Origin of the sequence: Streptomyces sp. NPDC046805 (assembly GCF_040645355.1) — a bacterium.
GTDB lineage: Bacteria > Actinomycetota > Actinomycetes > Streptomycetales > Streptomycetaceae > Streptomyces.
In genome coordinates this window covers 80,474-95,128 of sequence record NZ_JBEYYC010000028.1, presented here as the reverse complement: position 1 = coordinate 95,128, position 14,655 = coordinate 80,474, and the positions used below count along the sequence as shown (strand labels likewise).

The 14,655-nt window shown below is 69.9% G+C and carries 11 protein-coding genes and 3 tRNA genes; 5 read left to right on the top strand and 9 right to left on the bottom strand.

Translation table 11 applies throughout. The features are described from left to right. Positions 1-50: 50 nt before the first annotated feature. Positions 51-1,346, top strand: coding sequence for an RNA polymerase sigma factor (locus ABZ910_RS27190; protein ID WP_361369717.1), 1,296 nt, complete (start codon positions 51-53; stop codon positions 1,344-1,346). A 49-nt stretch (positions 1,347-1,395) separates the two neighbouring features. Here the strand turns inward: ABZ910_RS27190 and ABZ910_RS27185 are convergent, their stop codons facing one another. The 4 genes from ABZ910_RS27185 to ABZ910_RS27170 all read right to left on the bottom strand — a co-directional run bounded on the left by ABZ910_RS27185 (position 1,396) and on the right by ABZ910_RS27170 (position 7,078). Further along, a complete protein-coding gene (locus tag ABZ910_RS27185; protein ID WP_361369716.1) occupies positions 1,396-3,324 on the bottom strand; it encodes an ABC transporter ATP-binding protein in 1,929 nt (642 codons plus the stop codon). Then, positions 3,324-5,057, bottom strand: a complete 1,734-nt coding sequence (locus ABZ910_RS27180) for an ABC transporter ATP-binding protein (RefSeq protein WP_361369714.1) — start codon at positions 5,055-5,057, stop codon at positions 3,324-3,326. The genes ABZ910_RS27185 and ABZ910_RS27180 overlap by 1 nt, the downstream gene beginning before the upstream one ends. A 200-nt stretch (positions 5,058-5,257) precedes the next feature. Continuing rightward, positions 5,258-6,709 carry an FGGY family carbohydrate kinase gene (locus ABZ910_RS27175; RefSeq protein ID WP_361369712.1) on the bottom strand — a complete coding sequence of 484 codons (1,452 nt, stop codon included), beginning with the start codon at positions 6,707-6,709 and terminating at the stop codon, positions 5,258-5,260. A 63-nt stretch (positions 6,710-6,772) separates the two neighbouring features. Continuing rightward, a complete protein-coding gene (locus ABZ910_RS27170) occupies positions 6,773-7,078 on the bottom strand; it encodes a YtxH domain-containing protein (RefSeq protein ID WP_361369710.1) in 306 nt (101 codons plus the stop codon). A gap of 169 nt (positions 7,079-7,247) precedes the next feature. Here ABZ910_RS27170 and ABZ910_RS27165 point away from each other — a divergent pair. From ABZ910_RS27165 to ABZ910_RS27155, 3 genes are all read left to right on the top strand, one after another. After that, positions 7,248-7,320: transfer RNA gene (locus tag ABZ910_RS27165), tRNA-Asn, on the top strand. A 5-nt stretch (positions 7,321-7,325) separates the two neighbouring features. Continuing rightward, positions 7,326-7,398: transfer RNA gene (locus ABZ910_RS27160), tRNA-Asn, on the top strand. Between the two features lie 177 nt (positions 7,399-7,575). Then, positions 7,576-7,652: transfer RNA gene (locus ABZ910_RS27155), tRNA-Ile, on the top strand. Positions 7,653-7,757: 105 nt separating this feature from the next. Here ABZ910_RS27155 and ABZ910_RS27150 read toward each other — a convergent pair. Then, entirely contained in the window at positions 7,758-8,960 is a 1,203-nt protein-coding gene (locus ABZ910_RS27150; RefSeq protein WP_361369708.1) for a YncE family protein, read from the bottom strand. Positions 8,961-9,145: 185 nt separating this feature from the next. After that, positions 9,146-10,021 carry a formate/nitrite transporter family protein gene (locus ABZ910_RS27145; RefSeq protein WP_361369706.1) on the bottom strand — a complete coding sequence of 292 codons (876 nt, stop codon included), beginning with the start codon at positions 10,019-10,021 and terminating at the stop codon, positions 9,146-9,148. A 406-nt stretch (positions 10,022-10,427) separates the two neighbouring features. Between ABZ910_RS27145 and ABZ910_RS27140 the strand changes: the two genes are divergently transcribed. Further along, a complete protein-coding gene (locus tag ABZ910_RS27140; protein ID WP_361369705.1) occupies positions 10,428-11,447 on the top strand; it encodes a DUF5996 family protein in 1,020 nt (339 codons plus the stop codon). A gap of 52 nt (positions 11,448-11,499) precedes the next feature. Here ABZ910_RS27140 and ABZ910_RS27135 read toward each other — a convergent pair whose 3' ends face one another. The 3 genes from ABZ910_RS27135 to ABZ910_RS27125 form a co-directional block, all read right to left on the bottom strand. Next, positions 11,500-12,102 carry a CE1759 family FMN reductase gene (locus ABZ910_RS27135; RefSeq protein WP_361369703.1) on the bottom strand — a complete coding sequence of 201 codons (603 nt, stop codon included), beginning with the start codon at positions 12,100-12,102 and terminating at the stop codon, positions 11,500-11,502. After that, positions 12,099-13,256 carry an LLM class flavin-dependent oxidoreductase gene (locus ABZ910_RS27130; RefSeq protein ID WP_361369750.1) on the bottom strand — a complete coding sequence of 386 codons (1,158 nt, stop codon included), beginning with the start codon at positions 13,254-13,256 and terminating at the stop codon, positions 12,099-12,101. Before ABZ910_RS27130 ends, ABZ910_RS27135 begins: the two co-directional genes overlap by 4 nt. A 196-nt stretch (positions 13,257-13,452) precedes the next feature. Further along, a complete protein-coding gene (locus tag ABZ910_RS27125; RefSeq protein ID WP_361369701.1) occupies positions 13,453-14,490 on the bottom strand; it encodes a rod shape-determining protein in 1,038 nt (345 codons plus the stop codon). Positions 14,491-14,655: the final 165 nt, after the last annotated feature.

Below are 14,655 nucleotides of genomic sequence, written 5' to 3'. Positions count from 1 at the left end.
ACCGCACGCCCCTCGTGGCGGCTGTGTGTCTTACCCCACACTGGGTTGCGGTGCCTGAGTCCTCGGAGCGCGGCCGGTCCGTCCCCCACGGATCCCTGATCCCCGCGGTTCCGCTCAACACGTACGGGACGGACAGCGGCGAGGCCGTCGACTCCGCTCCCGAAGTACCGCTGCCGCACACCTTGGCAGCGATCATCCTGGAGGTCGCTCCCGTGCAGACCCAGACCCTCACCCAGACCGACATGGACACGCAGGACGCGCCTGCCCCCGGGACGGATGCCGCGACCGGCGTCTTCATGGACGTACCCCCGCAGCCGGCGGACCCGGTGGAGTCGGTCGACGTGGCGGCCGCGCAGCCGCCCGCCGAGGCGCTCGCCGCCCCCGAGGCCCCCGAGCCCGTCGCCGGACCGGCCGCCGCCCGCACCGAGACCGGCAGCCCCTCCTCGGACCTGTTCCGCCAGTACCTGCGCGAGATCGGCCGCATCCCGCTGCTCACCGCGGCCGAGGAGGTCGACCTCGCCCGCCGGGTCGAAGCCGGTCTGTTCGCCGAGGAGAAACTGGTCACCACCCCCGACCTGGACTGCGAACTCGCCCTCGACCTGGACCGGTTGGTCGTCATGGGACGGATGGCCAAGCGCCGGCTCATCGAGGCCAACCTGCGACTCGTGGTCTCCGTCGCCAAGCGGTACGTCGGGCGCGGGCTGACCATGCTGGATCTGGTGCAGGAGGGAAACCTCGGGCTGATCAGGGCGGTCGAGAAGTTCGACTACGCCCGCGGCTACAAGTTCTCGACGTACGCCACCTGGTGGATCCGGCAGGCCATGTCCCGCGCCCTGGCCGACCAGGCCCGCACCATTCGCGTCCCCGTGCACGTCGTCGAGCTGATCAACCGGGTCGTGCGCGTCCAGCGCCGCATGCTCCAGGAGCGCGGCTACGAGCCCACGCCGGCCGAGGTCGCCGCCCATCTCGACCTGCCGCCCGAGCGGGTCAGCGAGGTGCTGCGGCTCGCCCAGGAACCCGTCTCGCTGCACGCACCCGTCGGCGAGGAGGAGGACGTCGCCCTCGGTGACCTCATCGAGGACGGCGACGCCGCCAGCCCCGTCGAGTCCGCGGCCTTCCTGCTGCTGCGCGAGCACCTGGAGGCGGTGCTGTCGACGCTGGGGGAGCGCGAGCGGAAGGTCGTCCAGCTGCGGTACGGACTCGCCGACGGCCGCCCGCGCACCCTGGAGGAGATAGGGCGCATCTTCGGCGTCACCCGGGAGCGGATCCGCCAGATCGAGTCCAAGACCCTGAACAAGCTCCGCGACCACGCGTTCGCGGACCAGTTGCGCGGCTACCTGGACTGAGAAGGGGCCGCTCGCCGAAGCGAGCGGCCCCCTGGACGACGGCGTACGGTCAGTCGACCTCGGCCACCGCCTGCGCGAACTGCGCCTTGTACAGCCGTGCGTAGGCACCGTCCGCGGCCAACAGATCCGTGTGCGTGCCCTGTTCGACGATCGAGCCGTTCTCCATCACCAGGATCGTGTCGGCGTCCCGGATGGTCGACAGCCGGTGCGCGATGACGAACGACGTACGCCCGTGCGCCAGTTTGGCCATCGCCTTCTGGATCAGCACCTCGGTCCGGGTGTCGACGGAGCTCGTCGCCTCGTCCAGCACCAGGATGACCGGGTCGGACAGGAACGCCCGCGCGATCGTGATGAGCTGCTTCTCGCCGGCGCTGACGCCCATGCCCTCGTCGTCGATCACGGTGTCGTAGCCGTCGGGCAGCGTACGGACGAACCGGTCGGCGTGCGCGGCCCGCGCGGCCTCCTCGATCTCGCCCCGGGTGACCTGGCGCGCGGCGCCGTACGCGATGTTCTCCGCGATCGTGCCGCCGAACAGCCAGGTGTCCTGCAGCACCATGCCGATCCCGGACCGGAGTTCGTCCCTCGACATCTTCGCGATGTCGACGCCGTCGAGGGTGATGCGCCCGCCGGAGACGTCGTAGAACCGCATGAGCAGATTGACCAGTGTGGTCTTTCCCGCGCCGGTCGGGCCGACGATCGCGACCGTGTGACCCGGCTCGACCTTCAGCGACAGGTCCTCGATCAGCGGCTTCTCGGGGTCGTACCGGAAGGACACGCCCTCCAGCGCCACCCGCCCGCGCAGCTCCGCCGGCCGCTCGCCCGGCACCGGATCCGCCTCCTGCTCCTCCGCGTCCAGGAGTTCGAAGATCCGCTCGGCCGAGGCGACGCCCGACTGCACCAGGTTCGCCATCGAGGCGACCTGGGTCAGAGGCATCGAGAACTGCCGCGAGTACTGGATGAAGGCCTGCACGTCACCGATGGACAGCGCGCCGGACGCGACCCGCAGACCGCCGACCACCGCCACCAGCACGTAGTTGATGTTCGACACGAACATCATCAGCGGCTGCATCACCCCGCTGTTGAACTGCGCCCTGAACCCGGCCTCGTACAGCGCGTCGTTCTGCTCGGCGAACGCCTGCGCCGACTGCTCCTGGCGTCCGAACACCTTCACCAGGGTGTGCCCGGTGTACATCTCCTCGATGTGCGCGTTCAGCTTGCCGGTGGTGCGCCACTGCTCGACGAAGTGCGGCTGCGAGCGCTTGCCGACGCGGGTGGCGACGACGGCCGACAGCGGGACCGTGACGAGGGCGACCAGCGCCAGGATCCAGGAGACGTAGAACATCATCGCGAGCACACCGATGACGGTCAGCACCGCGTTGATGAGCTGCCCCATCGACTGCTGGAGCGTCTGGCCGATGTTGTCGATGTCGTTGGTGGCCCGGGAGAGCACCTCGCCGCGCTGGCGCCGGTCGAAGTACGACAGCGGCAGCCGCGACATCTTCGCCTGCACGTCCTGGCGCATCCGGTACATCGTGCGGTTCACGGTCCGGTTCACCAGCCGCGTCGCCACCGCCATCAGCAGACCGGCCAGCAGGAAGATGCCCGTCGCGAGCAGCAGCACGCTGCCGACCGCGCCGAAGTCGATGCCCTTGCCCGGGGTGAAGTCGGTGCTCTTCAGCATGTCCGCGATGGCGCCGTCGCCCCGCGCGCGCATCGCCTGGAGCACCTGCTCCTTGCTCGCACCGGCCGGCATCCGCCGCCCGACGATGCCGGAGAAGACCAGGTCGGTGGCCTTGCCGAGGATCTTCGGGCCGATCACGTTGAGGGCCACGCTGACGACCACGCACGTCAGCAGCGTGTAGAGAGTGAGGCGCTCGGGCCTGAACCGGGCGACGAGGCGTTTGCCCGACCCCTTGAAGTCCATCGAGCGCTGGTCGGGGCCGCCCCCGGCCATCATGCGTCCCATGGGCCCGGCCATCAGGCAGCCTCCGCTTCCGTGAGCTGGGAGAGCACGATCTCCCGGTAGGTCTCGTTGTCGGCCATGAGCTCCCGGTGGCGTCCGGTGCCCACGACCCGGCCCTCGTCCAGGACCACGATCCGGTCGGCGTCCCGGATGGTCGCCACGCGCTGGGCGACGATCACGACCGTCGCCTCGGCGGTCTCGCGGGCGAGCGCCGCGCGCAGGGCCGCGTCGGTGGCGTAGTCGAGGGCGGAGAAGGAGTCGTCGAAGAGGTAGATCTCCGGGCGCTGCACGAGCGTACGGGCGATGGCGAGCCGCTGGCGCTGACCGCCGGAGACGTTCGTGCCGCCCTGCGCGATCGGCGCGTTCAGGCCGCCCTCCAGCTTCCGCACGAAGTCCTTGCCCTGCGCCACCTCCAGCGCCTGCCAGAGCTCCTCGTCGGTGGCGTCCGGATTGCCGTAACGCAGGTTGGTCGCCACCGTGCCCGCGAACAGGTACGGCTTCTGCGGCACCAGCCCGACCGTCTTCGCGAGCAGCTCGGGGGCCACGCTCGCCACACCGATTCCGTCCACGAGCACCTCGCCGTCGGTCGCGTCGAACAGCCGCGGGACCAGCCCGAGCAGCGTCGACTTGCCGCTGCCCGTGGAGCCGATCACGGCCGTCGTCTCACCCGGGCGCGCGATCAGGTCGATGCCCTTCAGGACGGGCTCCTCGGCACCCGGGTAGCGGAACCCGGCGCCGCGGATCTCCAGGTGACCGTGGCGGCGCAGCTCCGTGACCGGGGCGACGGGCGGCACCACGCTGGACTCGGTCCCCAGGACCTCCTGGATGCGCTCGGCGCACACCTCCGCGCGCGGCACCATCATGAACATGAAGGTCGCCATCATCACGGACATGACGATCTGCATCAGGTAGGCGAGGAACGCGGTCAGATCGCCGATCGCCATCCCGCCGCTGGCGATGCGGTGCGCGCCGAACCACACGACCGCGATCGACGACAGGTTCACCACCGTCATCACGACCGGGAACATCAGCGCGAGCATCTGACCGGTGGCCAGCTGCATCTCGGTGAGTTCGGTGTTCGCCTTCCCGAAGCGGCCCTTCTCGTACTCGTCCCGGACGAAGGCGCGGATGACCCGGTTGCCGGTGATCTGCTCGCGCAGCACCCGGTTCACCGTGTCCAGGCGGACCTGCATGGCGCGGAACAGCGGGCGCAGCCGGCGCACGATCAGCGTCACGCAGATGCCCAGCACCGGCACCACCGCGGCCAGCACTCCGGTCAGGGGCACATCAAGGCCGAGTGCCAGGACGATACCGCCCACGCACATGATGGGCGCCGACACCATCAGCGTGAACGACAGCAGGACCAGCATCTGAACCTGCTGTACGTCATTGGTCGTACGGGTGATGAGCGACGGCGCGCCGAAGTGGCCCACTTCCCGCGCGGAGAAGGACTGCACGCGGTCGAAGACGGCCCGGCGCACGTCCCGGCCGAGCGCCGACGCGGTCCGGGCGCCGAAGTACACGGCACCGATGTTGCACACGACCTGCGCCAGCGAGACGCCGATCATCAGCGCACCGAAGGACAGGATGTAGCCCGTGTCGCCCTTCACGACACCGTTGTCGATGATGTCGGCGTTCAGCGTGGGCAGGTAGAGGGTGGCGCAGGTCTGCAGGAACTGCAGCAGGACCAGGAGCGCTATGGGTTTTTTGTACGGCCTGAGATAGGCCCGTAGAAGTCGTATGAGCACGCTGCGTCTCTCGGAGTCGGCGATGGGGCGATCGATGGGTCCTTGGCCCCTATCGTCCGACACTCCACCCGTGTTACCTCAACCGATTAACCCAACAGCGGAACAAGGACCGACCCCAAGTCGGCCTCGGGCCCTACGTCTTGCGGCCACGGGCCCTGCCGGGGGCGGGGCGGGTCCTGCGCCCGCCACGCCCCGGACGGCTACGCCCGCAAGGCCCCCGGATGGGTCTGCTCCCGCACGGACACGTACTGCTGCCGCACCGCCTGGCCCACCGCGAGCTCGTCCCCCGGATCCAGGACCTGGGCGGCGGGGTCCTGCCAGACGGGCGGGGTGCGCGGGTCGAGGGTGCCCTGGGAGACGCCGAGCGCCCAGGCGGCCTGCCGGGCGGCGCCGAGTGCGGCGTAGTCGGCGGGCTGCGGTACGACGACCTGCGCGCCGAAGAGCGGGGGCGCCGCCGCCTGCACGGCGGCCAGCTCGGCGGCCGGGCCGAGCAGGAAGACGCGCCGCACCTCCACGCCCCGGCCACGCAGCACGTCCAGCGCGTCCGCGAGCCCGCACAGCATGCCCTCGAAGGCCGCCCGCGCCAGGTGCTCCGGCTTCATCGACTCACGACGCAGCCCGGCGAGCGTCCCGGCGGTGTGCGGCAGATTCGGCGTCCGCTCGCCCTCCAGATAGGGCAGCAGCACCAGCCCGTGCGCCCCCGGGGTCGACTTCATGGCCAGGTCGGACAGGCTCTCCAGGTCGGGCACCCCGAGGAGTTCGGCGGTGCCGCGCAGGGCCCGTACGGCGTTCAGGGTGGTCACGACGGGCAGATGCATGCCGGTGGCGTCGGCCAGCGACGTGATCATCCCGCTCTGGTCGGCGAGCGCCTCGGGGTGTACGGCCATCACGGACCCGGAGGCCCCCAGTGACACGACGGCGTCGCCCAGCCCGATGCCGAGCCCGAAGGCGGCGGCCATGGTCTCGCCGGTGCCGGCGGAGATCAGCAGCCCCTCCGGCGTCGTACCGGCCGCGTCCGCCGGGCCGAGAACCTCGGGCAGCATGGCCTGGTGACCGAGCGCCAGCTCGACCAGGTCGGGCCGGTAGCCGCCGGTGGCGGCGGACCAGTACCCGGTCCCGGACGCGCCGCCGCGGTCCGTGGTCCGCCTGCCCGGCCGGCCGAGCAGCTGCCACACCAGCCAGTCGTGGGCCTGGAGCAGGCCCGCCGTACGGAGCGCGTTCTCGGGTTCGTTCTTGGCGAGCCAGCGCAGCTTGGTCACCGGCCGGGCGGCCTGGGGCACACAGCCCACCGCCTGCGCCCACGCCTCGCGTCCGCCGAGCCCGTCGATGAGGTCGGCCGCCGCGACCTGCGCCCGCTTGTCGCCGCCGACCATCGCGGGCCGCACGGTGTTGCCCTGGGCGTCGAGCGGGATCAGCGCGTTCGCCTGCGCGGAGACGCCGATGGCCTGCACGCCCTCCAGGAGACCGCCGCCGGCGGCCTCGCCCAGGGACAGCAGCCAGGCCTGCGGATCGACGTCGGCGGGGCGGCCGCCCTCGGAGTTCTCCACCGGGTGCGGCGCATAGCCCTGCCGGATCACGGCCCCGGTGTCCGTGTCGCAGACGATGATGCGAGTGAAATCGGGCGAGCTGTCCAACCCGGCGACTATCCCCATGGCGCAAATTCTGCCGTAGCGCGGGGCCTGCTTTGGCCAAAGGCGGCGGGTAGGGGCGGGGCGCTAGGTGTTGCTGGTGCCCCAGTCGTCCTCGTCGGTGCCGTACGGGTTGCGCTCGCGCAGGGAACGGACGCGCCGGGTCACCGAGTCGGGAAGGTGGTCCGTGACCTTGTCGCCCACCGTGTGGGCGGCCCCGCCCGCGATCCGCAGCCCCTGCTGGGCCGCCGCCTCCGCCGTGTTGCGGACGGCGGGGTTCTCCGCGATCCGCCGGGCGGACTTCTTCAGCAACTCGTAGCGCTCGCGCCCGGCCTTCGCGCCCAGCACGTATCCCACGGCGAGTCCGGCGACGAACGTGAGCCGGTAGCGCATGGCGGCCACCTTTCCTTGCGTAGGTCTGCGGTCGTTCTGTGGTCCGGGGTCGGGGGCAGGGGAGTACCGATTGGCGGAGCACCCCCCTGCTTGCGCTAATGTATGTGTCGCAGCGAGCGCGCGCCCCCCGGCGAACAGCCAGGTAGGTGCGTTCGATGCAACGAGGCATTCCTCCGTAGCTCAATTGGCAGAGCAGCCGGCTGTTAACCGGCAGGTTACTGGTTCGAGTCCAGTCGGGGGAGCTCGGTCCTCCGTAGCTCAATTGGCAGAGCAGCCGGCTGTTAACCGGCAGGTTACTGGTTCGAGTCCAGTCGGGGGAGCTTGTTGAACGAGGACCCCTCAGGGGTCCTTTTTCATGTCCGGTGGAACCGTCACGCCCGCGGCGCGGTCCTCAAGGCCATGAAGGGCCGCGGAAGCCGACCATCCGAAGCAGGAGATCGTATGAGCGGCTATGCTGCGGCAGACGGCGCGCACACATGTACGCGACACGCCGCTATGGGGCGGTAGCTCAGCCGGTTAGAGCAGCGGACTCATAATCCGTCGGCCGTGGGTTCGAGTCCCACCCGCCCCACCAGCAGTCACCCGTGCAGAAACGATGTGAGCTGCGGAGACGCGAGAGCGGTGGGTGCCGCGTCGGGGTCGCCACCACCGCCCACTCGCTCGGATCAAGACGCAGGGGTCAGCTCACCACTGCGATTCCGCTGGGCTGGTAGCCGACAGGGATGGTGGCGACCACGATGTGGCTGGCGCTGATCACCGAAACCGTGTCGGACAAGGCGTTGGTGACGTAGATGCGATGCCGGACCCGGTCCACCCCCACCCCGAACGGCTGCTGACCGACCGGGACAGTGCTCACCGTCTGGGAGTTGACGTTGATCACGGACACGCTGTTCGAGCCGCCGTTGGCCACGTACGCGCGATTCAGCGCGGGGTCCACGTCCACTCCGATCGGGCCGTTGCCGGAGTGAGCGGTGGCCGTCACGCTGTTGGAAGGGGTGTCCACCTCCGACACCGTGTCCGCCTGCAAGTTGGTCACGAAGGCGCGACCGTGAACCGGGTCCTCCGCCACGGTGAGCGGCCCGTCACCGACGGGAACGGTCCCGGTGACCGTGTTGGTGTTGCTGTTGATCACCGACAGTTCGTCCGCATCGGAGCTCGTGACGTCGACGCGTGCACGAGAGGGGTCGACAGCCACCACGTTCGGGCCGCCCGCGACGGGGATGGTGTCGACGATCGCGCCGGTCTTCGTGTTGATCACGGCGACACCGACGCCGAGGACGGCCACATAGGCGCGTGCCCGATTGGGGTCCACCGCCACCGCACCTTGGGCAGCACCGACATCGATGCTGCCCACGACCGTGTTGCTGCCGGTGTCGATCACCGTGACGTTGTTCGAGTCGTCCTTGGTCACATAGGCGCGGGCTCGTACGGGGTCCACTGCCACGTACTGGGGCCGGTCGGGAACGGAGATCGTCGCGACGACCGTGTCCGTCGCCGTGTTGATCACCGACACGGTCGACGCGAGTCGGTTGACGACGTAGGCCCGTTGGGAGGGTTGCGGCAGCTGGACCGCCGAGGCGACGGGTGTGACGCCGGACATCGGTGTGATGCACAGCGCGGACAAGGCGGCACCGACGAGCCATGCCCGTCGCAGGCGTCGCGTCCGCCTCAACAGGCCGCGTGAGCGCACGGGCAACGGGTGAGGCTTCCGGGATTCTGCGGTGACGCACATGGGATTCCCCTGACCGGTCTGCCGCATCCGGGCGGTCTCGCAACAGTCTTGACGGCCATGCGGCGCGTAGCTGATCTGATCGCCAGCAGCCCGTATCCTTCGACCCGCCTTTCGAAGCACCAAGCAGGCCGGGCCGCGCGGGCGGGACACTTGCCTGAATGGACCATCCGTGGCGAGGGGTGCTCCGCAGGCGGTGCGGTGGCGCACCCGGTTGACGGTCGACTCGACGTAAGAGCCCAGTGGCGCACAGACCTTGAGGTCGCGTAAGTCCGCGCCACAAGCGCCTGAGCCCCGTACGGCAGTCGTACGGGGCTCAGGCGCTTGTGCGCGGGATGTCAGGCGCTCGCGCCCGCCGGGACCGGGGCCGACGGCGTCGGGTCGAGCTCCTTGGTCTTGCGGGCCGGCGGCACGGGGGCCGGCTTGCGGCGGGAGGTGAAGGCGTAGGCCGCGCCGACCAGCAGGCCGCCGCCCACCAGGTTGCCCAGGCCGACGAAGAGCAGGTTGTGGGCGAAGGCGCCCACCGTCACGCCGGGGACGTGCGCGAAGAGGCCCAGCGAGAACGTCGTCATGTTGGCGACCACGTGCTCGAAGCCGGAGCCGATGAAGGCCAGGATGCCCGCGAAGATCAGCACGAGCTTGGCCGCGTCGGAGCGGGTCCGCACGCCCATCCACACCGTCAGGCAGACCAGGAAGTTGCAGAGCATCCCGCGGAAGAACAGCACGTCGCCGCTCTCCGCCAGCTTCGCCTGCAGCATGCCGCCGAGCATCGTCGCGCCGGGCGCCGGCTTGCCGGGGGCCGCCACGATGTCCATCACGCCGGCGCGGTGCACCAGCCACGCGAAGACGACCGAGCCGACCAGGTTGCCGAGGAGGGAGGCGACGATGACGGCCAGCGCGCCGAGGGCCGACACGCGGCGGCGGACGGCGCCCTGGACCATCGTCATCATGTTGCTGGTGGCCAGTTCGCCGCCGGCGAAGATGACCAGGGTCAGTGCCACGCCGAAGACGAGGCCCTGGATCAGCTTGACCCAGGGGGAGTGCACCAGGCCGAGCGGGCCGGTCACCATGACCATCAGGACGACGCCCACACCGATGAAGGCCCCGGCGAGCGCCGCGAGCACCAGATAGCGTCCGGGAGAGCGGAGCAGGGAGACCTTGCTCCGCGCTGTCGCGACCTGCTCGTCCAGAGCCTCTTCAAGTGGTATCGGCACGGTGGGCCTCTCAGTGGTGCTCGTTCTGTTCGATCCGGGCAGCCGTCCGCGCCGTACGGCGATGCCGCGAGACGAGGGGGAGCGAGCCCGGTGCGAGGCGGGAGGGGGCGTGACCGGCACCTGCTCGCATATGCGTCCTTGCATATGCTCCTGGCATGTGCGCCGACACTCTCCGGCGTTGTCCGCGAATGTCCGACTCCCGCTGCGGGAGCAGTCTGCGCGCATGCGCGGGAAAAAGTCAAAAGCGCATTCGATGGCTTGATAGGCGGTGTTTATCCAAAGGTTCGATAGGTGGGGCTTATTGCTTTATAGGTTTCGCTTATCTTTTTCGGGAAGGCAGGGCTCTGACCTGCATGCGAGAATGGAGATCTCCCGCCGATTCCCTCCACACGCTGGGAGGTTCTCCGTGAGCGAACGTCGTAACGCATGGCCGGAGCTGGTCTACGAGGACCTGGCGCCCACCGTCGACTACGTGAACCGGGTGGTGCAGGTCGCAGGCAAATACACCCTCGACGAGCCGTTTGAAGTCGGCTGGGGAAACATCGTCCTGGACGTCACTCCGCGGGGACTTTCCACGCGGACGTTCCGGCTGGGAGGCGTGGCCTTCCGGGTGCACTACCGGCTGCTCGACGGTGACGTGGTGATCGAGACCGACGGCGGTTCGCGCACGCTGCCGCTGGCCCACGGGTCGGTCGCCTCCTTCTACGAGGCGTTCTGCGACGCGGCGGCCGAGCTCGGCATCCACCGCCCGCACAGCTCGCTGATCTGCGAGATCCCGGGTGCCCCGCCGACCTTCGAGGACGACCGCGCCGTACGGAGCTGGGATGCCGACGCCGCCCACATGATGTGGACCGCGTTGAACCTCGCCGCCGACGGGCTCGAGGCGTGGCAGGCCCCCTTCCTGGGACACCGGCCGCGGGTCGGGGTGATGTGGGGCGGGTTCGACCTGTCCGCGACGCGGTGGCGGGCGCAGCACACCGTCCCGCCGCCCCACCGCCCGCCGTTCCAGCAGAACGCCCAGCTCGACGCGTATGTGTCGGTGGGTTTCTCCTTCGGGGACGCCGATGCGCCGAACGTCGGCATGTACGCCTACATCTGGCCCCAGCCGGACGGGCTCGAGGGCCGGTCCTGGGGTGTCGAGGGCGCCGCGTGGCATCCCGACGCCGGTCTCATCCTGCTGCCGTGGTCCAGGCTCAGGGAGACGGCGGACCCGCACAAGGCCATCGTGGCGTTCGGCGACGCCGTCTACGACGCCGCGGTCGAGACGGCGGGCTGGCCCTCCGACCTCGTCGGGCTCCGCGTCGACGGCTGGTACATGAGCAAGACACCGTCCGAGCAAGTCCAGCTCCGGGAACAGGAACAGCACCAGCAGCAGTACCAGCATCTGTACGACTACCACCAGTACCACCAGGACCAGTACGGCTGATCCTGGTGGCGGCCCGACAGGCCACACCTGGGGCCGGGCGCCGCGCCCGGCCCTAGGTGTCGCTCAGCAGGCGCTGCATCGAGGCGAGGTCCTCATCGATCAACTCGTGCCGTGCGCGCGGTCCGCACGCGCTCAGCAGGCGGGCGAAGTCGGCGGCGGCGGAGTCGATGCGGTTGCCCAGCGCCCCCGACTGCGAGCCGAAGTCGCTGGTGGCGGCGTAGACGGGCCGGGGGGAGACGATCGCGTGCAGGTAGGAGAACATCGGCCGCAGCGCGTGTTCGAGGACCAGGGAGTGCCGCTCGGTGCCGCCGGTCGCGCCGATGAGGACCGGCATGTCCGCGAGGGTCTGTTCCGGCATCACGTCGAAGAAGGACTTGAACAGTCCGCTGAAGGAGGCGTTGAAGGCGGGCGTGACGGCGATGACGCCGTCCGCCTCCGCGACCTTCTGGAACGCCGACTCCAGTGCCTCCCTGGTGAATCCGGTCAGCATCGTGTCCATGATGGGGTGGGCCAGCGGACGCAGTTCAACGAACGACGTCTCGACCGTCTCGCCGAGTTTCTCCAGTTCCTTGGTCACGGCCGATGTCAGCCGGTCGGCGAGGAGACGCGTCGAGGACGGCTCACGCAGGCCGCCGGTGATGATCGTGAGTTTCATCGCGCTTCCGGATTCTCTTCGTTGTGACCGGTGGCCGCCCGGGGCTCGTCGCTGTCGTTCGCGCTGCCGCTCTCGCCGTCGCGGGCAGCGGCGCGCAGCAGCAACTGGTGGGTCGGTGCCCGCGGGACGTCGGCCGGCCTGCCCACCGCGAACTCCTTGCGAAGGACCGGCACCACCTCTTCGCCGAGCAGGTCGAGTTGTTCCAGCACCGTCTTCAGCGGGAGACCGGCGTGGTCGATGAGATAGAGCTGACGCTGGTAGTCGCCGACGTACTCGCGAAAACTCAGCGTCTTCTCGATGACCTGCTGCGGTGATCCGACCGTCAGCGGCGTCAGTTCCGTGAATTCCTCCAGCGACGGGCCGTGGCCGTACACCGGGGCGTTGTCGAAATAGGGGCGGAATGCGGCGATCGCGTCCTGGCTGTTGGGCCGCATGAACACCTGCCCGCCCAGGCCCACGACGGCCTGTTGCGGTGTGCCGTGGCCGTAGTGCGCGAACCGCCGGCGGTACAGGCTCACCATCGACTTCGTGTGGGACGCGGGCCAGAAGATGTGATTGGCGAAGAACCCGTCCCCGAAATAGGCGGCCAGTTCCGCCACCTCGGGGGTGCGGATGGAGGCGTGCCACACGAAGGGCGGGATGTCGTCCAGCGGGCGCGGTGTGAGGGTGAAACCCTGCAGCGCGCTGCGCAGCTCGCCCTCCCAGTCCACCACCTCCTCACGCCACAGGCGGCGCAGCAGACCGTAGTGCTCGACGGTCAGCGGGATGGCGTCGCGGATGTCCTGCCCGAACCAGGGATAGACGGGGCCGGTGTTCCCGCGGCCCAGCATGATGTCCGTACGGCCCCCGGACAGGTGCTGCAGCACGCTGAAGTCCTCGGCGATCTTGACCGGGTCGTTGGTCGTGATCAGCGTGGTCGAGGTCGACAGGATGATCCGCTCGGTCTGTGCGGCGATGTAGGCGAGCAGCGTCGTGGGCGAGGACGGCACGAAGGGCGGGTTGTGGTGCTCCCCGGTGGCGAAGACGTCGAGCCCGACCTCCTCGGCCTTCCGCGCGATGGCGACGGTGGCCTGGATGCGCTCCGCCTCGGTGGGCGTGATGCCGGTGGTGGGGTCGGTGGTGACGTCACCGACGGTGAAGATGCCGAACTGTATCCCGGTCGTGTCGGACGGCTCAGCCCGGGTCGTTTCGGAAGACTCCATGCCGAGTTCCTCCTCGCAGTGCTCGTCGTCGCACCGGGCCCCGGCGCCGATCGAGCCCCACCTCGGCATCGTTTCACGCTCTCGGGAATCCCGCAGAACGTGTTTTCACACGGGCCGGTGGCGGTCTCGGCTGCGGTTTCGGCCCGGCTCAGGTGCTCAGCGGGTCCAGTACGAGGGGCTCGATCCGGCCCTCCAGCATGGCGCCGATGCCCTGGGCGGCGCAGATGTCGGGTCGCTCGGCGATGGTGACCGGCATGCCCGTGGCCTGCCGCAGCATCTCGTCCAGCCCCGGGAGCAGGGCGGAGCCGCCGACCATCACGATCCCGCGGTCGGCGAGGTCGGCGACCAGGTCGGGCGGGCAGTCCCGCAGCACCTTGCCGATCCCGTCGAGGATGGCCGTCAGCGGGGTCTGGATGGCGTCGCGTATGGCGGCGGTGTCGACCTGCACGCTGCGAGCGAGGCCGGTGGCCACGTCCCGCCCGTGGATCTCCGTGGACGTCGGCCCGTGCGCGGTGAGGCCGTTGCCGGAGAGGGCGAGCTGGAGCGGCCGTACGGACTGGCTGGGCAGTATCAGCTCGTGCTCGTGCCGCAGGTGCTGCACGATCGCGCGGTCCACGGCCTCGCCGCCCACCGGGATTCGCTCGGCGGTGACGATCGACCCCAGGGAGAGCACGGCGACCTGCGTGGCGGCGGCACCGCACACGGTGATCATGAAGCCCTCGGGCCGCTCGACCGGGAGGCCGCAGCCCACGGCGGCGGCGATGAGGGTGTCGACGAGTTCGACGCGCCGGGCACCGAGGCCGACGAGCGTCTCGATCGTCGCCCGCTGGGCCAGCGGATCGGCGTCGTGCGGGGTGCAGGCGGCGGCGCGCAGCCGGGCCTTGCGGCGCAGGGTGCGGCGCATCTTGTCGCCGAGCAGATGGCGCAGCATGCGCTGGGCCATCTCGATGTCGACGACGGTCCCGCCCGAGACCGGCCGTACGACGCGGATGTAACCGGGCGTCCGTCCCGTCATCCGCTCCGCGAACTCGCCCACCGCGATGAGTGCTCCGGTGCGGGTGTTGACGGCGGCGACGGAGGGCTGGTCGACCACGAGTCCCGAGCCCTTCACATACACACGGGTGCGCGCCGCCCCCAGGTCGACGGCGAAGTGGCAGCGGCGCAACTGGTCCAGACTGACGGTCACGGCAGATCCTCCCGAGTGCGCAGACTGTGACGGCCGACCGGTTGGCCGCCTCTTTTGCATCCTCTGGGTGCACGGGAGCGGGCGCCTGCTGGAGGGGGCCGGGCGGGGGGTGCGGCGGGGTGCGCACCCGAGCCGCCCGTTGGCGGGAACATGCCAGGGCGCCAA